Below are 16,841 nucleotides of genomic sequence, written 5' to 3' on the forward strand. Positions count from 1 at the left end.
GAGGTCTCCTTCGACATCGACGCGAACGGCATCATGCACGTCACGGCCAAGGACCTCGGCACGGGCAAGGAGCAGAAGATGACCGTCACCGGCGGTTCTTCGCTCGGCAAGGACGAGGTCGACCGCATGCGCCAGGAGGCGGAGCAGTACGCGGACGAGGACCTGCGGCGCAAGGAGGCGGCCGAGTCCCGCAACCAGGGCGAGCAGCTCGTCTACCAGACGGAGAAGTTCGTCAAGGACAACGAGGACAAGGTTCCGGCCGAGGTCAAGACCGAGGTCGAGGCCGCCGTCACCGAGCTGAAGGAAAAGCTCAAGGGCGAGGACACGGCTGAGATCCGCACCGCGACCGAGAAGCTCGCCGCGGTCAGCCAGAAGCTCGGCCAGGCGATCTACGCCGACGCTCAGGCCGGCCAGGCCGCTGCCGGCGCTTCCGGCGCCGAGCAGGCCAAGGCGGAGGACGACGTGGTCGACGCCGAAATCGTCGACGACGAGAAGCCGAAGGGCGGCGCTGCCTGATGTCGGAGGAGACCCCGGGTTTCGACGAGAAGCCCGAAGTCCCCACCGGCGCCACGCCTGACGACGCCGCAAAGTCGAAGGCCGCAGCTTCCTCCGAGGAGGAGGCCGCGGCCCCGGCCGGGGACTCCGGAGCCCAGTCCGCGCAGGACGCGAGCGCAGCTCTGCTGGCGCAGCTGGACCAGGCCCGTATGGCGCTCGGCGAGCGCACCGCGGACCTCCAGCGGCTCCAGGCGGAGTACCAGAACTACCGCCGTCGGGTGGAGCGGGACCGGATCGCCGTCAAGGAGATCGCGGTCGCTTCCCTCCTGACGGAGCTGCTCCCGACCCTGGACGACATCGGTCGGGCGCGGGATCATGGCGAGCTGGTCGGCGGCTTCAAGTCGGTGGCCGAATCGCTGGAGACGGCTGCGGCCAAGATGGGCCTGCAGCAGTTCGGCAAGGAGGGCGAGCCCTTCGACCCGACGATCCACGAGGCCCTGATGCACTCGTACGCGCCGGACGTCACCGAGACGACCTGCGTGGCGATCCTGCAGCCGGGGTACCGGATCGGCGAACGTACGATCCGCCCCGCGCGGGTCGCGGTGGCCGAGCCCCAGCCGGGGGCGGCCCCCAAGTCCGAGTCCGCGGACGGCGACACGTCGTCGGACAAGGACGCGGATGCTCCCGACAAGGGCTGACATCCATCAGTTTGAGCAGGTAGCAGTACGAGAGGAGGGACACCGGGGATGAGCACGAAGGACTTCGTCGAGAAGGACTACTACAAGGTCCTCGGTGTCCCGAAGGACGCCACCGAGGCCGAGATCAAGAAGGCGTACCGGAAGCTCGCACGCGAGTTCCACCCGGACGCCAACAAGGGCGACGCCTCGGCCGAGGAGCGCTTCAAGGAGATCTCCGAGGCGAACGACATCCTCGGCGACGCCAAGAAGCGCAAGGAGTACGACGAGGCCCGCGCCCTGTTCGGCAACGGGGGCTTCCGCCCCGGTCCGGGCGGGGGCGGCCAGTTCAACTTCGACCTCGGCGACCTGTTCGGCGGCACCCAGCCGGGTGGCGCGGCCGGCGGCTTCGGTGGCGGAGGCCTGGGCGACGTCTTCGGCGGACTGTTCAACCGCGGGGGCCCGGGCCCCGGGACCCGCACCCAGCCGCGCCGCGGCCAGGACATCGAGTCGGAGGTCACCCTTTCCTTCACGGAGGCGGTGGACGGGGCCACGGTCCCGCTCCGGATGTCCTCCCAGGCCCCCTGCAAGGCCTGTTCGGGCACCGGCGACAAGAACGGCACGCCGCGCGTGTGCCCGACGTGCGTCGGCACCGGCCAGGTCTCGCGGGGCAGCGGCGGCGGCTTCTCGCTGACTGACCCCTGTGCGGACTGCAAGGGCCGCGGCCTGATCGCGGAAACCCCGTGCGAGGTCTGCAAGGGCAGTGGTCGCGCCAAGTCCTCGCGGACCATGCAGGTCAGGATTCCGGCGGGCGTCTCCGACAGCCAGCGGATCCGACTGCGCGGCAAGGGCGCGCCGGGCGAGCGCGGTGGTCCCGCCGGCGACCTGTACGTGGTCGTCCACGTGGGCAGCCATCCGGTCTTCGGCCGCAAGGGCGACAACCTGACGGTCACCGTCCCGGTGACGATCGCGGAGGCGGCCCTGGGCGCCGACATCAAGGTCCCGACCTTGAACGGTCCCCCGGTGACGCTGAAGCTGCCGCCGGGTACCCCCAGCGGGCGCACGATGCGGGCCCGCGGCAAGGGCGCGGTCCGCAAGGACGGCACCCGTGGCGACCTGCTCGTGACGGTGGAGGTCACGGTTCCGGCCTCGCTGTCGGACAAGGCTCGCGAGGCGCTGGAGATGTACCGCGACGCGACGGAGTCGGAGGACCCGCGCGCCGTGCTGTTCGAGTCCGCGAAGGGAGCATGACATGGACGGCCGCCGACGACAGCCTCGCTTCGGCAGCGGTGCGTACGAACTGACCGACGAGACCCCGGTCTACGTGATCTCAGTGGCCGCCCAGCTCTCGGGTCTGCATCCACAGACCCTGCGCCAGTACGACCGCCTCGGTCTGGTCTCCCCGGACCGTACGGCGGGCCGCGGCCGGCGCTACTCGGCTCGCGACATCGAGCTGCTCCGCACGGTGCAGGCGCTGTCACAGGACGAGGGCATCAACCTGGCCGGGATCAAGCGGATCATCGAACTGGAGAACCAAGTCACCGCGCTCCAGCAGCGCGTGGCCGAGCTCTCGGCAGCGGTGGACGGCGCAGCCGCCGTGCTCCAGCAGCGCGAGGCCCAGGTGCACGCCTCGTACCGGCGCGACCTGGTCAAGTACCAGCCACCGGTGCCGGGCAATGCCCTGGTCGTCTGGCGACCGGCGCCGAAGCGCGCGACCGACTGACCTTCCCGACCCCGCACGTCCCCGCACGGCCCCGCCCGGGAGAGATCCCGGGCGGGGCCGTGCGTTTTCAGTCACCCTCGTCCTCCAGGATTCCGGAGCGTGCGATCAGGAAGCCGAGTTGGGCACGGCTGCCGCTGCCGAGGGTGCTGGCGAGCTTCGCGATGTGCGCGCGGCAGGTCCGTACGTTCATGCCGAGCCGGCGGGCGATGGCCTCGTCCACGTGTCCCTCGATGAGGAGCTGCGCGATCGTGCGCTGCACGCCCGAGATGCCGCCGCGGGTGTGCTGGTACGTCACCTCCTCCTGGAGGGGCACGGCGCGGTGCCACAGCTGCTCGAACACCTTGATGAGGTAGTCGACGAGCCCGGGGTGGCGCAGCTCCAGGGCGACCTGCCGGTCGTCGCTGGCCGGGATGAAGGCGACAGTCCGGTCGAAGATGATGAGCCGCTCGAAGAGCTCTTCCAGCGTGCGCACTTCGACCTTGCCCGCTTTGAGGAGATCGACGTACGCGAGCGTGCCGCGGCTGTGCCGGACCGTGTGCTGGTAGAGGGTCCGGATCCGGACACCGCGGTCGGTCAGCGGCTGGTCGCGCTCCAGGGCCTCCGTGAGCTCCAGGCTGGGGCGTGCGCCGCCGGGCTGGATGGTGAGCATCTCGGTGTGGCACTCGGCGGTGGCGAGGTTGAGGGCCGCGTTGATGGGGTCGAAACCTTCGAGCACGGTGATGGCGTGGGTGCTCGCCGGGTTCTGCGCGCTAATGGCGAGAAACGGCTCGAAAGCCTCGGACAGTTCGAGAGAATCGCGGCGCCGGTCGCGGATCTCCCGTTCGATCGGATGCAGCCGCTGTGCGAGGGCGACGGCCGGTGGAACCGGACGCAGCGAATTGGCGTCATCGGGGTCTGGCTGCAACAAGGCCAGATCGAGCAGGCAGGGTGCCGTTTTGACATCCCCACGTGCGATACGTCCCGTCCGCAGCGCGCTCGTGTAGAGCCGCGCCCCCTCGCTGCACAGCTCGGTGACCGAGTGGGGATGTGTCGCTTTTGTTCGGTTTATGGTCAAATCTCCACCCCCCAGGGTCCTGAACATGCAAGAACATGATGCATCGTCCCTGTGGCAGCGACGTGCCTGAATGAGCCATCGTCTGACAGGCGGGGGAGAGGATTTCATCAAGTGAGGACGAAGCCGACCATGAACAAGAGAATGCTTCGCTCGGCGCTTGCCACCGTCATCTTCTCGGCTGTGGCCGGTCTGGGACTTGCCGGGGTCACCCTGGGGGGCGCCGATGGGGGTGCCGCAGGCATCCAGGCGGCGCCGCTCGAGGACAGCGGATGGCGCGCGGCGCCGATGGACAGCGGATGGCGTTCGGCCCCCGTCGACGCCGATTCCAGCACCCTTGTCGTGGAGACCGCGGTATGACCCCCGACGACCGCGGTTTCCGACGCGAAATGGCCTCTGCCTACCGCTCCGGCTGGCAGTTCATCGACCTCGCCACGGCCATCCCCCACCCTGGCGACTCGTTGATGGTCACCCTCTTCGGACAGCCGATCGTCATCACGCGCGAGGAGGACGAAGACGTCCGGGCGTACCGATGCCTGCGCCGCCCCCGCGGCGCGCCGCAGCCCGTCCGCTGCGAGGTGCGCTACGGAATGGTCTTCGTCAACCTTGACCAGCGCGACCATCAGCTCTTCGAACCCGATATCACCACCGCCACCCCCCGCAGTGCCTGAAGCGATTCCCCCCGTCGTCGCAGATCGCTCCAGGTGCTTCCCCCACACAACGGCGCCATCGTGGACCTGACCACGATGGCGCCGTTGTGATGTCCGCGTCCAGTAGTTGAACCGGACAAGGTGAATCCTGAACTTCGCGCCGACCCCGGGCGTCAGGCGCGACCCATGGCCCGGTCGAGGGCGATCTCCATGACCACCCGGTCCGGGTTGGGCGAAGGCGTCCGCCCGTAGCGCTCGGCGTAGCGCGCCACCGCCTCGGCGACCGAGGCCTCGTCGGTACGGATCACCGCGCGTCCTTCGAGGGTGGCCCAGCGGCGGCCCTCCATCTGGCAGACCGCGACCCGGGCCGGGCCCTGCGGCGCCCCCTGGGCCGCCAGCACGTTGCGGATCTTCTTGCTGTTCTTGTTGCTGATCACCCGGGCCAGGCCGGCCTCCGGGTCGTACGTCACGCCCACCGGGACCACGTGGGGCGTGCCGTCGGGGCGGGGTGTGGTCAGCGTGCACACGTGCCGCTCCCGCCAGAAGGCGAGGTACTCGGGCGTCGGGTTGAGTACGTCAAGGGACATGCGCCGAGGGTACGCGCTGAGGGTATGACTCCAGCCTTGAGTGGAATAGACTCAACTTTGCGCACGTTGAGCGTGTCAGACCCTGTCAGGCACGTACGAACCGTTCGGAGAGGAGAACTCGCACGTGGATGCCGAGCTGACGAACAAGAGCCGGGACGCGCTGAACGCAGCCACCAGCCGGGCAGTCAAGGACGGCCACGCCGATCTGACTCCGGCGCACTTGCTGCTGGCCCTCCTCGCCGGCGAGGAGAACGAGAACGTCACCGACCTCCTCGTGGCCACCGATACCGACCAGGCCGCCGTGCGGGACGGCGCCGAACGACTGCTGGCCGCCCTGCCCAGCGTCACGGGCTCCACGGTCGCGCCCCCGCAGCCCACCCGTGACCTGCTCGCCGTACTCGCGGAGGCCGACCAGCAGGCCGGGAAGCTCGGCGACGAGTACCTCTCCACCGAACACCTGCTCATCGCCATCGCCGCCAAGGGCGGCGCGGCCGGTGAGGTCCTTTCCACCCAGGGCGCGACGGCCAAGAAGCTGCTGAACGCCTTCGAGAACGCACGAGGAGGACGGCGGGTGACCACCCCCGACCCCGAGGGCCAGTACAAGGCCCTGGAGAAGTTCGGTACCGACTTCACGGCAGCCGCGCGTGAGGGCAAGCTCGACCCCGTCATCGGCCGCGACCAGGAGATCCGGCGCGTCGTCCAGGTCCTGTCGCGCCGTACGAAGAACAACCCGGTGCTCATCGGTGAGCCCGGCGTCGGCAAGACGGCCGTCGTCGAAGGCCTGGCCCAGCGCATCGTGAAGGGCGACGTCCCCGAGTCCCTCAAGAACAAGCGGCTGGTCTCCCTCGACCTCGGCGCAATGGTCGCGGGCGCGAAGTACCGCGGCGAGTTCGAGGAGCGGCTCAAGACGGTCCTCGCCGAGATCAAGTCCAGCGACGGCCAGATCATCACCTTCATCGACGAGCTGCACACCGTCGTCGGCGCGGGCGCCGGGGGCGATTCGTCCATGGACGCGGGCAACATGCTCAAGCCCATGCTGGCGCGCGGCGAGCTGCGCATGGTCGGCGCGACCACCCTCGACGAGTACCGCGAGCGGATCGAGAAGGACCCGGCGCTGGAGCGGCGCTTCCAGCAGGTGCTGGTCGCCGAGCCGAGCGTCGAGGACACCATCGCCATCCTCCGTGGACTCAAGGGCCGCTACGAGGCGCACCACAAGGTCGCCATCAACGACAGCGCGCTGGTGGCCGCCGCGACCCTCTCGGACCGGTACATCACCTCCCGCTTCCTCCCCGACAAGGCCATCGACCTGGTTGACGAGGCCGCCTCCCGCCTCCGCATGGAGATCGACTCCTCACCGCTGGAGATCGACGAGCTCCAGCGCGCGGTCGACCGCCTGCGGATGGAGGAGCTGGCGCTGAAGAACGAGTCCGACCCGGCCTCGCTCGAACGCCTGGAGAAGATCCGCAAGGACCTGGCGAACAGGGAGGAGGAGCTGCGGGGGCTGACCGCCCGCTGGGAGAAGGAGAAGCAGTCCCTCAACCGCGTCGGCGAGCTCAAGGAGCGCCTGGACGACCTGCGCGGCCAGGCCGAGCGCGCCCAACGCGACGGCGACTTCGACACCGCCTCCAAGCTGCTCTACGGGGAGATCCCGACGCTGGAGCGCGAGCTGGCGGAGGCCACCGAGGCGGAGGCCGAGGCCTCGAAGGGGACGATGGTCAAGGAGGAGGTCGGCCCCGACGACATCGCGGACGTGGTCGGCGCCTGGACGGGCATCCCGGCGGGCCGGCTCCTCGAAGGCGAGACCCAGAAGCTGCTGCGCATGGAGGCGGAGCTGGGCCGGCGCCTGATCGGTCAGGGCGAGGCCGTACGGGCCGTCTCGGACGCCGTGCGCCGCACCCGGGCCGGGATCGCGGACCCGGACCGCCCGACCGGCTCGTTCCTCTTCCTGGGCCCCACGGGCGTGGGCAAGACGGAGCTGGCCAAGGCGCTCGCGGACTTCCTCTTCGACGACGAGCGGGCCATGGTCCGCATCGACATGTCGGAGTACGGCGAGAAGCACAGCGTGGCCCGCCTCGTCGGCGCGCCGCCCGGCTACGTCGGCTACGAGGAGGGCGGCCAGCTGACCGAGGCCGTGCGCCGGCGCCCGTACAGCGTGGTGCTGCTGGACGAGGTCGAGAAGGCCCACCCCGAGGTCTTCGACATCCTGCTCCAGGTCCTGGACGACGGCCGCCTCACGGACGGCCAGGGCCGCACCGTGGACTTCCGCAACACGATCCTGATCCTGACCTCGAACCTGGGCAGCCAGTTCCTGATGGATCCGGCAAGCTCGGCCGAGGAGAAGCGCGACCGGGTCCTGGAGCTCGTCAGGGCCTCCTTCAAGCCGGAGTTCCTCAACCGTCTCGACGACCTGGTGGTCTTCTCGGCACTGACCGAGGAGGAGCTGGCCCACATCGCCGAGCTCCAGATCGGCCGCCTGGCCCAGCGTCTGGCGGACCGCCGCCTCACCCTGGACGTCACCCCCGAGGCCCTGGCCTGGCTGGCGGACAAGGGCAACGACCCGGCGTACGGCGCCCGCCCGCTGCGCCGCCTGATCCAGACGGCGATCGGCGACCGCCTGGCGAAGGAGATCCTGGCGGGCGAGGTCAAGGACGGCGACACCGTACGGGTGGACGTGGCCGGCGAAGACCTGCTGGTCGGCAAGGCCCTGTAAGCCCCACGAGGGCCCCCGGAGCCCCGGGCCGCGGCAGCGCGGCCCGGGGCTCCCACCCGTACGGGGTAGTCCGCTCCCCTTATCGGCGCTTTACTCCTGTCCGCCCGGAGCGGATCGCGCGTGCAGGGGTGGACAGGGGGTGGGAGCGATGGGGGAGGATGACATCATCCGCACGAAGGGAAATACACGGTGAGCATCGACCCGGCCTCGATTCCGAACTTCGGAGGGCAGCAGCCCGATCCGCAGGCCACAGGACCGGCGGGCCCCGTCGTCCCCGACCAGGATCTGGTCAAGCAGCTGCTGGAACAGATGGAGCTCAAGTACGTCGTCGACGACGAGGGTGACCTCGCGGCGCCGTGGGAGGAGTTCCGTACGTACTTCATGTTCCGCGGCGAGGGCGAACAGCAGGTCTTCTCGGTGCGGACCTTCTACGATCGTCCGCACGCGATCGAGGACAAGTCCCAGCTCCTGGAGTCGATCGACGACTGGAACCGTCGCACCCTGTGGCCGAAGGTCTACAGCCACACGCACGACGACGGCTCCGTTCGCCTGATCGGCGAGGCGCAGATGCTGATCGGCACCGGCGTCAGCCTGGAGCACTTCGTTTCTTCCACGGTCAGTTGGGTCCGTGCCTCCATCGAGTTCGACAAGTGGCTCGTGGAGCAGCTCGGACTGGAGAAGGAGATCGACTCCACCGACGGCGAGGACGAGGACGGCGACGACAACTAGTCGTCTGTTCGTCTGCTCGTCCAGTCGGCGGTACCCGTCACAGCGGAACCCGGGCGACCAGCAACAGGTACAGCCCGTAGCCGTACGAGAGCCCGGCCAGCCCCGCGGTCACCATGACCGCGGAGCGCGGTCGGGCTCGTGCCATTGCGGCGGCGAGAGGCAGCAGCAGCGGGAACGCGGGGAGCAGGAAGCGCGGCTTCGATTCGAAGTAGCCGGCCCCGCCGAAGGAGATCAGCAGCAGTACCGCGGTGTACACGAGCAGCGGCAGCGGCGTCCGGTCGAGCACGGTCAGCACCGCCAGGAGGCCCGCCGCGGCCAGGACGCCCACCGTCACCACGGTGGCGAGCGGTGCCGGCCCGCCGGTCAGCACTCGCCAGACGGATGCCGTCGTGCCCGCGCCGAAGTCGAAGCGGGACCCCCAGCGCTGCTGCACGGTGAAGTAGCCGACCGGGTCCTGCATGCGTATCCCGACGGCCGTGACGTACGCCGCCCAGCCCGCAGGGGCCAGCAGCCCGGCCGCCCACACTTCGGGGGCGCGGGACCTTCGTACGAGCAGTGCGTGCAGGGCCGCGGCCGATACGGCGACCGCCACGGCGATCCCGGTCGGGCGGGTCAGCCCGGCGAGCACCGCCAGGCTCGCGGCCCACAGCCAGCGGTCCCGCAGCAGGGCGTACAGGGCCCAGGCGGCGAGGGCGGTCAGCAGGGGTTCGGTATAGGCGAGGGTCAGCACCACCGCGTGCGGCGCCACCGCCCACAACCCCACCAGCAGGACCCCGGCGCGGGGGCCGAGCACCAGCTCACCGACCCGGTACACCCCGATCGCGGCCGCTGCGGCGGCGGTCCAGGCCACCAGCAGCCCGGCCCAGGGGGTGCCGCCGGCCAGCCGCACGAGCAGCGGGTACAGCGGGAAGAAGGCGTAGTCGCTCTGCACCAGACCGGAGGCGACCCACATCTGGGTACGGCCGTACCCGTGCGCGGCGATACCGAGGTACCAGACGGAGTCCCACGAGACCCCCAGCACGCGGACGGGGCTCCGCCCGGCCCACCACGCCCCGACGGCCAGCACCACCGCCCCGCCGGCCCGTACGGCGGCGAACACCCCGAGTGCGACGACGGCCGTGGACGCTCCACTGGTCCGGAGCTCCTGCGGCCGTTCGGAAACCGACGCGCTGTCCGTCGCCGTCATGAACCCCGACTCTCCCGCGCTGCGTGGCCATGGCCGTCCCGACGGGGAGAGCCTCGGGCACCCTAGGGCCGCGGGTGCCACCCGGGCGTGAATGGCCCCGGAAGCTCCGGTGAAATCGCCTTCCCGGCTGGCACCCGGCCCCGCCGCGACGGACCGCCGCTCAGAGCCGCCGCAGCCGGGCCGCGGCCTCTTCGAGCACCTCCGTCTTCTTGCAGAACGCCCAGCGGACCTGGGTGGCGCCCGCCGCGCGGTCGTCGTAGAAGACCTGGTTCGGGATGGCGACCACGCCGCAGCGTTCCGGGAGGGCGCGGCAGAAGGCGAGGCCGTCCTTCTCGCCGAGCGGGGTGATGTCCGTGGTGATGAAGTACGTGCCCCGGGGTCGGTAGACGTGGAAGCCGGCCGCCGCGAGGCCGTTCGCGAGGATGTCGCGTTTGGCGGCCAGGTCGGAGCGGAAGTCGGCGTAGTAGCTGTCGGGCAAGTGCAGGGCCTCCGCGATGGCGTACTGGAAGGGGCCCGAGGAGACGTACGTCAGGAACTGCTTCGCCGAGCGGACCGCGGAGACGAGCTCCGGCGGGGCGGTGATCCACCCGACCTTCCAACCGGTGAACGAGAAGGTCTTGCCCGCCGAGCTGATGGTGACCGTGCGTTCGCGCATGCCGGGCAGGGAGGCGAGTGGGATGTGGGAGCCCTCGAAGACGAGGTGCTCGTAGACCTCGTCCGTGACCACGAGGAGGTCGCGTTCCACGGCCAGCTCCGCGATCGCCGCGAGCTCGTCAGCGGTCAGGACGGTGCCCGTCGGGTTGTGCGGGGTGTTCAGCAGGAGCAGTCGGGTGCGCGGGGTGACCGCAGCGCGCAGTTCGTCGAGGTCGAGGGCGAACGCGCCGTCATGCGGGCGCAGGGTGACCGGGACGCGGGTGGCGCCGGCCATCGCGATGCAGGCCGCGTACGAGTCGTAGAACGGTTCGAGGGCGATGACCTCGTCACCGGGTTCGAGCAGGGCGAGCAGGGAGGCGGCGATGGCCTCCGTGGCCCCCGCGGTGACCAGGACTTCGGTGTCCGGGTCGTAGGCCAGGCCGTAGAACCGCTGCTGGTGTCGTGTGATCGCGGTGCGCAGCTCGGGGACGCCGGGGCCCGGCGGGTACTGGTTGCCCAGGCCCGAGAGGACGGCGCGGGAGGCGGCCTCGGCGATCTCGGCGGGGCCGTCCGTGTCGGGGAAGCCCTGGCCGAGGTTGATCGAACCGGTGCGGGCGGCCAGCGCCGACATCTCCGCGAAGATCGTCGTACCGAAGGACGCGAGGCGGCGGTTCAGGAGGGGGCGGCTGCCGCCCACGGGTGCGCTCATGGGCGCCATCCTGCGGGGAACCTCTGGAGTTGCTCAAGTGTGCTTTGGCCGGTGTGGCGTGCGGGCATCCCCCCCTCACGCGGGACGGGCCCAGCAGGGTGATGCAGCCCGCACCTCGGGGGACCGAGGCGTCGAAGGGGGGTGGGGCCATGTCCGTGGCCCTCGGTGTGCTGATGGTGGTGCTGTTCGTCGCGCTCCTGGTGTTCCTGGTGAAGAAGGCGACGGGCAGTGGGGGCAGCTCCGGATCCGGTTCGGGTTCGGGCACGTCGTGGTGGGCGGGGGACGGCGGTTCGTCCTCGGGTTCCAGCTCGTGCGGGTCCTCGTCGTCCTGCGGTTCCTCCTCGTCGTGTGGTGGATCGTCGTCCTCCTGCGGCGGCGGAGGGTGCGGTTCCAGCTGACACGGGGCAGCTGGAACCGCGTACGTACAGGGCGCCCGGCGGCGTTGACGGCCGCCGGGCGCCCGCTCGTTCGGACTCCCCCGATCGGCCGTATCGCGACGCGTGGGACGGGCGTTGTTGAACACGTGAACTGAGTAGCCCCCGGGGGGATGTAAACCCAATCAAGTTGGGTAAAAGCGCTGTGAGTGCCGTGCCTTTCATGATTCCCTCGGTTGAGTAGACCAGTCCTCGGACCTCCCTGGACTTCCTGTGGACCCGTGCCGGTGTCCCCCACCCGTTGACCACCGCTGGCGGGCCCCGGCCCATCTCCCTCGCGCGTTTGCGGAGCCGACTCATGCTCACGACCCTCCAGACCACTTACACCGACACGCGTGCCGCCGATCTCGCCTGGGCCCTGGGGCGGGATCGACTGCCCGCCCTGGCCGTACTGAACCTCCAGCTGGCGGGCGCGAAGGTGGAGCTGCGCCTGCTCGGTGCCTCGCACCAGGTGCTCCTGGAAGAGGGCGCGGTGGTCTGCTCGGAGACGGTCGCCTGCATGTCCGGCAGCAGCACGCCGCTGCCGCTCGGTGTGGCCAAGCGGATGGGCGAGTGGGAGTACGAGTTCGCGGCGCGGGTCGAGACCCTCTCGCAGGGGTCCTTCGCGGGGAGGGCGCAGGAGCTGCTCGCACTGGTCGCGGATCACCCGAACGGATTGGCCGGAACCTTTCCGGGCAGTCCGCACGCCTTCACCGCCATGCTCGCGCAGCGCCACGAGGGGCAGGTGCGCTGGCGGACCTGGCACGCGTACCCGCAGGAAGGCCAGTTGGTGGCCACTCGTACGAGGGTCGATGTGCGGATGGGCGCACCCGCCGATGGCCCGGAGTCCGCCGCACGGTAGTGCGGGACCGAACAGGGCGTTCCGGGGGCGCGGGTTCCGCGGGCTCCGCAGAGGAGCCCCGCACGGTTGCGCCACTTGGCTGAAACCGTAAGTCACTTGCACCCATGTGGGTGACGGGATGCACGTGGGTGGTGACGTACGGTTCGCTGCATGATCGACCGTTCCGTCCCGCGCCGGGTGCTCCCGGCTCCGGAGCCGCGGGGCGTGGCGACCCTCCCGGCCGCCCTGCCCGTACGGCCCCGGACCGGCCGACTCCTCGTCCTGGCCACCGTGTTCGTCTGCGCCGCCTGCGGTCTCGTGTACGAGCTGGAGCTGCTCGCCCTCGGCTCCTACCTCATCGGTGACTCCGTCACCCAAGCGTCCGTCGTGCTCTCCGTGATGGTTTTCGCCATGGGTGTCGGCTCCCTGTTGGCCAAACGGCTGCGCCGGCGCCCCGCCTTCGGTTTCGCCGTCATCGAAGCGGGCCTCGCACTGCTCGGCGGCCTCTCCGCGATGGCGCTGTACGCGAGCTTCGCCTGGTTGGGCGAGTCCCGGCCCGCGCTCGTCGCCTTCTCCTTCGTGATCGGCGTGCTCATCGGCGCCGAGATCCCGCTGCTGATGGTCCTCATCCAGCGGATCCGCAGGCAGGACGCGGGCGGAGCCGTCGCCGACCTGTTCGCCGCCGACTACGTGGGCGCCCTGGTGGGCGGCCTGGCCTTCCCCTTCCTGCTGCTGCCGGTGCTCGGCCAGCTCACCGGCGCCTTGCTGACCGGCACCGTCAACGCCATCGTCGGCGCGGGCCTCGTCCTGTGGCTGTTCCGCCACGACCTGAGCCGGCGCTCCCGCTGGCTGCTGATCACCGCGAACATCGCCGTGCTGGCCGTCCTCGCCTGCGCGACCGTCCTCGCGGACGACTTCGAGCGGGTGGCCCGGCGCGCCGTCTACGGCGGCGAGGTCCGGGTCGCCGAGCAGACCGGTGTCCAGGAGCTCGTCCTGACCGGCCCCGCCACCGGCTCCCCGCGCTCCCTCGACCTGTTCCTCGACGGGCGGCTGCGGGTCAGCGGATATGACGAGTACCGCTACCACGAGGCCCTCGTGCACCCCGCGATGACCGGCCCGCACAGCCGGGTCCTGGTCCTCGGCGGCGGCGACGGGCTCGCCGCGCGCGAGGTGCTGCGCTACCGGGACGTCGTCTCCGTCACCGTCGTCGAGCTAGACCCCGGAGTGGTCCGGCTCGCCCGCACCGACCCGATGCTGTCCGCGCTCAACGGCCGGGCGTACGAGGACCCGCGCCTCGGGGTCGTCACGCAGGACGCGTTCCGCTGGCTGCGGGGGCCGGCCGCCCAGGACCGCTTCGACGTCATCGTCTCCGACCTCCCCGACCCGGGCATCACGCCCAGCACGAAGCTGTACTCGCAGGAGTTCTACGGGCTCGCCGCGCGGGCCCTGCGCCCCGGAGGGCGGCTCGCCGTGCACGCGGGACCGCTGGCCACGCGCCCGCGCACCTACTGGACGGTCGAGGCCACCCTGCGCGCGGCCGGCCTGCTCACCGCGCCCTACAGCGCGGGGGGCCGCCTGTCCGGATTCGCCGCCGGCCCCGACCGCAGCCCCGGGGTGGCCGCAGCGCCCCCGCAGGACTGGGGCCTGGTACTGGCCGGCCGGGACCGGGTGCCCGAGCTGCGTGTGGACCGCGACACGCCGGGGCTGCGCTCGCTGTCCACGCGGTCCCTGAAGGACGCCGCGCGCGACGCGGAGCGGACCCGGGTGGCGGGCCTGCCGCCCTCGACGCTCCCGCACCCCCGGTACTCGTAGGCGCGGGACCGGGTGCGGGAGGGTCTCCCGTCGGTAGGCTCGACCACATGGAGCATCAGGTGTTGGTCCCGGTACCGGCAGACGACCTCCGCGCCGTGCTGCGCGACCCCGCCCGGGTAGCCCGCTGTGTCCCCGGGCTCCAGCAGGACGCCGACGCCGCGTCCGGCCCCCTGGCGGGCCGCCTCAAACTGCGCGTCGACGGGAACACCGTCACCTATCGCGGGGCCCTGTCCGTCACCGAAAGGGATCCGGACCACTTCATCGTGGCCGGCGAGGGCGCGGAGATCCGCGGCAGCGGGACCGTCAAACTGTCGCTCGGCCTGCTGCTGACCGCGGTGGGCGGCGGGACCCGGCTGGAGTTCACCGCCGACGCCGCCGTCGAGGGGCGGGCCGCCGCGTTCGCGCCGGAGGCCACCGCGACCGCCGTCCGGCGACTGCTGGGCCGTGCTGCCGAACAGCTTGCGGCCCTGGCCGTAGCGGGGGAGCCGGTGACCGACGTCATCGCCGAAGCGGAGGAGGCGCAGGCGCAGCAGCCGGGCGACGACGCGGAGGACGATGGCGTCACCGAGGTCACCGCGTCCGTCTTCGACACCGAAGTGCCGCCCCCGACCCTGGACCCCTTCCTGAACGGCGATTTCGGGGACCTTCCCTTCGGCGAGACGGGCGGGGCCGGCGATGCTGGCGAGACCGGTGCGGCTGGGGAGACCAGCGAGACCGGTGCGGCTGGGGAGACCAGCGAGGCCGGGGAGGCCCGGGAGACCGGCGAGACCGGCGGGGCCAGCGAGGCCGGGGAGATCGGGGGGCTCGACGAGTTCGGCGCCGCCCAGCCTCCGGCCGAGGCCGCCCACGCCCGCCGCACCATGATCGGCCGCAGCGCCGAGGAGGTGGACCACGCGCCCCCGCGTGGCCGCTACGCCCCGGTCCCGGCCGCCGCCACCTCCACCGCCGGAGCCAACCTGCGCTGGCTCGCCCCGGCCGCCGCCCTGGCCCTGGCCTCGGCGGTCGTGGTGGGCCGGGCCCTGCGCCGCCGCCACTGACTCCTCGTTAGTCTCAGCGGCATGAGTACGCAACTGAGCGCAGGTGGCGCCGAGGTGACCGTCGACCAGGAGAACGGCTGCCGGATCAGCAGCCTGCGCATCGACGGGACGGAGCTGCTGCGCCAGGGCCCGACGTACGGGTGTTTCCCGATGGTGCCGTGGTGCGGGCGCACCGCGCACGGGCAGTTCCGGGACGGGCCCGTCGTCCACCAGCTGCCGGTCAACCAGCCGCCGCACGCCATCCACGGCTTCGGCCGCGACGCGCCTTGGCGCCCCGCCCGCATCACCGACACCGAGGCGGCGTTCACGTACGACCTCACCGAGCCGTGGCCGCATCCTGGCAGGGTCACCCAGATCGTCGAGCTCGGCGCGGACGCGCTGACCCTCACCATGGGCGTGGAGACGTACGGCGACTCCTTTCCGGCCCAGGCGGGCTGGCACCCCTGGTTCCACCGCAACCTCGGCACCGGCGGAGAGGACGTACGCCTCGACTTCGCCCCCGCCTGGCAGGAGGAGCGCGACGCCGACCACCTGCCCACCGGCAAGCGCATCGACCCCCTGCCCGGCCCGTGGGACGACTGCTTCGGCATGCCGGACGGCGTCGACGTCACCCTGACCTGGCCCGGTGCGCTCGAACTGAAGATCACCAGCCGGGAGGAATGGGTGGTCGTCTACGACGAGCAGCCCGAGGCCGTCTGCGTCGAGCCGCAGTCCGGCCCGCCGAACGGCCTGAACACCCTTCCGCGCCTGGTCACCCCCGTGGACCCGCTGGAGATCTCCACGACCTGGACCTGGCGGCGGCTCTCGTAGCGCCCCATTAGGCTCAGGGCCATGAGTGACGTCAACGAAGTAACGCCGTCAGGCACACGCGATGCGCTTCTGCAGCAGATCAAGGACAAGGCCGTCGTGCACGGCAAGGTGACCCTCTCCTCCGGCAAGGAGGCCGACTACTACATCGACCTCCGCCGGATCACCCTGGACGGCGAGGCGGCCCCGATGGTCGGCCAGGTCATGCTCGACCTCACCGCCGACCTCGACTTCGACTGTGTCGGCGGTCTGACCCTGGGCGCCGACCCGGTCGCGACCTCGATGCTCCACGCGTCCGCCGCACGCGGTCAGCGCCTCGACGCCTTCGTCGTCCGCAAGGCGCAGAAGGCGCACGGCATGCAGCGCCGCATCGAGGGCACCGACGTGAAGGGCAAGCGCTGCCTGGTGGTCGAGGACACCTCGACCACGGGCGGGTCGCCGCTGACCGCCGTCGAGGCCGTCCGCGAGGCTGGCGGCGAGGTCGTCGCGGTCGCCACGATCGTGGACCGCGGGGCCGCGGACGCCATCGCCGAGGCGGGCCTCCCGTACCTCACGGGGTACCGGCTGGAAGACCTCGACCTGGCCTGATCTCGCATGCTGGCCCCCCGCGGAACTGGTGATTCAGCTCCTGGGGGATGCCGGTACAGGTCTTGACCTGCTCTTTTCCGGCCGGGCGGAGTGTTTCACGTGAAACGGTCCGCCCGGTACGGGTCGACTGTCGTGCGGAGTCTGGAAAGATGGGCCCGACGGTTACGTCGCCCCCAGGTCAGGGCCAGCAATCGCA

General features: G+C 71.0%; 17 protein-coding genes. 13 read left to right on the forward strand and 4 right to left on the reverse strand.

Annotated features, from left to right (window positions below; genetic code table 11):
• The 4 genes from ABZZ20_RS33665 to ABZZ20_RS33680 all read left to right on the forward strand — a co-directional run.
• Positions 1 to 516: Hsp70 family protein (locus ABZZ20_RS33665; RefSeq protein ID WP_356876274.1), on the forward strand; the 516-nt coding region annotated here is incomplete at its 5' end.
• Complete coding sequence (grpE, locus tag ABZZ20_RS33670; RefSeq protein WP_356876276.1) at positions 516 to 1,193, forward strand: nucleotide exchange factor GrpE; 678 nt, start codon at positions 516 to 518, stop codon at positions 1,191 to 1,193. The genes ABZZ20_RS33665 and grpE, both read left to right, overlap by 1 nt.
• 48 nt (positions 1,194 to 1,241) lie before the next feature.
• The gene (gene dnaJ, locus ABZZ20_RS33675) at positions 1,242 to 2,420 is read left to right on the forward strand and encodes a molecular chaperone DnaJ (protein WP_356876278.1); all 1,179 of its coding nucleotides are present in this window, start codon (positions 1,242 to 1,244) and stop codon (positions 2,418 to 2,420) included.
• Position 2,421: 1 nt separating this feature from the next.
• Positions 2,422 to 2,892, forward strand: a complete 471-nt coding sequence (locus tag ABZZ20_RS33680; protein ID WP_356876280.1) for a helix-turn-helix domain-containing protein — start codon at positions 2,422 to 2,424, stop codon at positions 2,890 to 2,892.
• Between the two features lie 67 nt (positions 2,893 to 2,959).
• On the opposite strand, the gene ABZZ20_RS33685 is transcribed toward ABZZ20_RS33680, so the two are convergent.
• Positions 2,960 to 3,973 carry a helix-turn-helix transcriptional regulator gene (locus ABZZ20_RS33685; RefSeq protein WP_078987796.1) on the reverse strand — a complete coding sequence of 338 codons (1,014 nt, stop codon included), beginning with the start codon at positions 3,971 to 3,973 and terminating at the stop codon, positions 2,960 to 2,962.
• 102 nt (positions 3,974 to 4,075) lie between these two features.
• Here ABZZ20_RS33685 and ABZZ20_RS33690 point away from each other — a divergent pair, with 102 nt between their 5' ends.
• Both ABZZ20_RS33690 and ABZZ20_RS33695 read left to right on the forward strand, forming a co-directional pair.
• A complete protein-coding gene (locus ABZZ20_RS33690; RefSeq protein WP_356876282.1) occupies positions 4,076 to 4,303 on the forward strand; it encodes a hypothetical protein in 228 nt (75 codons plus the stop codon).
• On the forward strand, positions 4,300 to 4,614 hold the full coding sequence (locus ABZZ20_RS33695; protein WP_030299141.1) for a hypothetical protein: 315 nt from the start codon (positions 4,300 to 4,302) through the stop codon (positions 4,612 to 4,614). Before ABZZ20_RS33690 ends, ABZZ20_RS33695 begins: the two co-directional genes overlap by 4 nt.
• A 152-nt stretch (positions 4,615 to 4,766) precedes the next feature.
• Here the strand turns inward: ABZZ20_RS33695 and ABZZ20_RS33700 are convergent, their stop codons facing one another.
• Entirely contained in the window at positions 4,767 to 5,180 is a 414-nt protein-coding gene (locus ABZZ20_RS33700; RefSeq protein WP_356876284.1) for a TIGR03618 family F420-dependent PPOX class oxidoreductase, read from the reverse strand.
• Positions 5,181 to 5,304: 124 nt separating this feature from the next.
• Between ABZZ20_RS33700 and clpB the strand changes: the two genes are divergently transcribed.
• Both clpB and ABZZ20_RS33710 read left to right on the forward strand, forming a co-directional pair.
• Entirely contained in the window at positions 5,305 to 7,890 is a 2,586-nt protein-coding gene (gene clpB / locus ABZZ20_RS33705; protein WP_356876286.1) for an ATP-dependent chaperone ClpB, read from the forward strand.
• A gap of 189 nt (positions 7,891 to 8,079) precedes the next feature.
• Positions 8,080 to 8,619: a YbjN domain-containing protein gene (locus ABZZ20_RS33710; protein WP_356876288.1), complete on the forward strand. Its 540-nt coding sequence runs from the start codon at positions 8,080 to 8,082 to the stop codon at positions 8,617 to 8,619.
• Positions 8,620 to 8,656: 37 nt separating this feature from the next.
• Here ABZZ20_RS33710 and ABZZ20_RS33715 read toward each other — a convergent pair whose 3' ends face one another.
• Both ABZZ20_RS33715 and ABZZ20_RS33720 read right to left on the reverse strand, forming a co-directional pair.
• Positions 8,657 to 9,805, reverse strand: coding sequence for a hypothetical protein (locus ABZZ20_RS33715; RefSeq protein ID WP_356876290.1), 1,149 nt, complete (start codon positions 9,803 to 9,805; stop codon positions 8,657 to 8,659).
• A gap of 160 nt (positions 9,806 to 9,965) precedes the next feature.
• A complete protein-coding gene (locus tag ABZZ20_RS33720; RefSeq protein ID WP_356876292.1) occupies positions 9,966 to 11,156 on the reverse strand; it encodes a pyridoxal phosphate-dependent aminotransferase in 1,191 nt (396 codons plus the stop codon).
• A gap of 723 nt (positions 11,157 to 11,879) precedes the next feature.
• Between ABZZ20_RS33720 and ABZZ20_RS33725 the strand changes: the two genes are divergently transcribed.
• The 5 genes from ABZZ20_RS33725 (at position 11,880) to pyrE (ending at position 16,645) form a co-directional block, all read left to right on the forward strand.
• Positions 11,880 to 12,422, forward strand: a complete 543-nt coding sequence (locus ABZZ20_RS33725) for a DUF2617 family protein (protein ID WP_356876294.1) — start codon at positions 11,880 to 11,882, stop codon at positions 12,420 to 12,422.
• Between the two features lie 150 nt (positions 12,423 to 12,572).
• Entirely contained in the window at positions 12,573 to 14,213 is a 1,641-nt protein-coding gene (locus ABZZ20_RS33730; RefSeq protein WP_356876296.1) for a polyamine aminopropyltransferase, read from the forward strand.
• 47 nt (positions 14,214 to 14,260) lie between these two features.
• Positions 14,261 to 15,250, forward strand: coding sequence for an SRPBCC domain-containing protein (locus ABZZ20_RS33735; RefSeq protein WP_356876298.1), 990 nt, complete (start codon positions 14,261 to 14,263; stop codon positions 15,248 to 15,250).
• Positions 15,251 to 15,271: 21 nt separating this feature from the next.
• Positions 15,272 to 16,060, forward strand: a complete 789-nt coding sequence (locus ABZZ20_RS33740) for an aldose 1-epimerase (RefSeq protein WP_356876300.1) — start codon at positions 15,272 to 15,274, stop codon at positions 16,058 to 16,060.
• Between the two features lie 21 nt (positions 16,061 to 16,081).
• Positions 16,082 to 16,645: an orotate phosphoribosyltransferase gene (gene pyrE, locus ABZZ20_RS33745; protein ID WP_356876302.1), complete on the forward strand. Its 564-nt coding sequence runs from the start codon at positions 16,082 to 16,084 to the stop codon at positions 16,643 to 16,645.
• The last annotated feature ends 196 nt before the right edge of the window (positions 16,646 to 16,841 follow it).

It is taken from the genome of Streptomyces sp. NPDC006430, from assembly GCF_040612395.1.
In the GTDB taxonomy this organism is placed as follows: domain Bacteria; phylum Actinomycetota; class Actinomycetes; order Streptomycetales; family Streptomycetaceae; genus Streptomyces.

Excerpts from the sequence above, each read along its gene's own strand:
- grpE (WP_356876276.1), top strand. The coding sequence starts at position 516 with ATGTCGGAGGAGACCCCGGGTTTCGACGAGAAGCCCGAAGTCCCCACC.
- dnaJ (WP_356876278.1), top strand. The coding sequence starts at position 1,242 with ATGAGCACGAAGGACTTCGTCGAGAAGGACTACTACAAGGTCCTCGGT.
- ABZZ20_RS33680 (WP_356876280.1), top strand. The coding sequence starts at position 2,422 with ATGGACGGCCGCCGACGACAGCCTCGCTTCGGCAGCGGTGCGTACGAA.
- ABZZ20_RS33685 (WP_078987796.1), bottom strand. The coding sequence starts at position 3,973 with ATGTTCAGGACCCTGGGGGGTGGAGATTTGACCATAAACCGAACAAAA.
- ABZZ20_RS33690 (WP_356876282.1), top strand. The coding sequence starts at position 4,076 with ATGAACAAGAGAATGCTTCGCTCGGCGCTTGCCACCGTCATCTTCTCG.
- ABZZ20_RS33695 (WP_030299141.1), top strand. The coding sequence starts at position 4,300 with ATGACCCCCGACGACCGCGGTTTCCGACGCGAAATGGCCTCTGCCTAC.
- ABZZ20_RS33700 (WP_356876284.1), bottom strand. The coding sequence starts at position 5,180 with ATGTCCCTTGACGTACTCAACCCGACGCCCGAGTACCTCGCCTTCTGG.
- ABZZ20_RS33715 (WP_356876290.1), bottom strand. The coding sequence starts at position 9,805 with ATGACGGCGACGGACAGCGCGTCGGTTTCCGAACGGCCGCAGGAGCTC.
- ABZZ20_RS33720 (WP_356876292.1), bottom strand. The coding sequence starts at position 11,156 with ATGGCGCCCATGAGCGCACCCGTGGGCGGCAGCCGCCCCCTCCTGAAC.
- ABZZ20_RS33725 (WP_356876294.1), top strand. The coding sequence starts at position 11,880 with ATGCTCACGACCCTCCAGACCACTTACACCGACACGCGTGCCGCCGAT.
- ABZZ20_RS33730 (WP_356876296.1), top strand. The coding sequence starts at position 12,573 with ATGATCGACCGTTCCGTCCCGCGCCGGGTGCTCCCGGCTCCGGAGCCG.
- ABZZ20_RS33735 (WP_356876298.1), top strand. The coding sequence starts at position 14,261 with ATGGAGCATCAGGTGTTGGTCCCGGTACCGGCAGACGACCTCCGCGCC.
- ABZZ20_RS33740 (WP_356876300.1), top strand. The coding sequence starts at position 15,272 with ATGAGTACGCAACTGAGCGCAGGTGGCGCCGAGGTGACCGTCGACCAG.
- pyrE (WP_356876302.1), top strand. The coding sequence starts at position 16,082 with ATGAGTGACGTCAACGAAGTAACGCCGTCAGGCACACGCGATGCGCTT.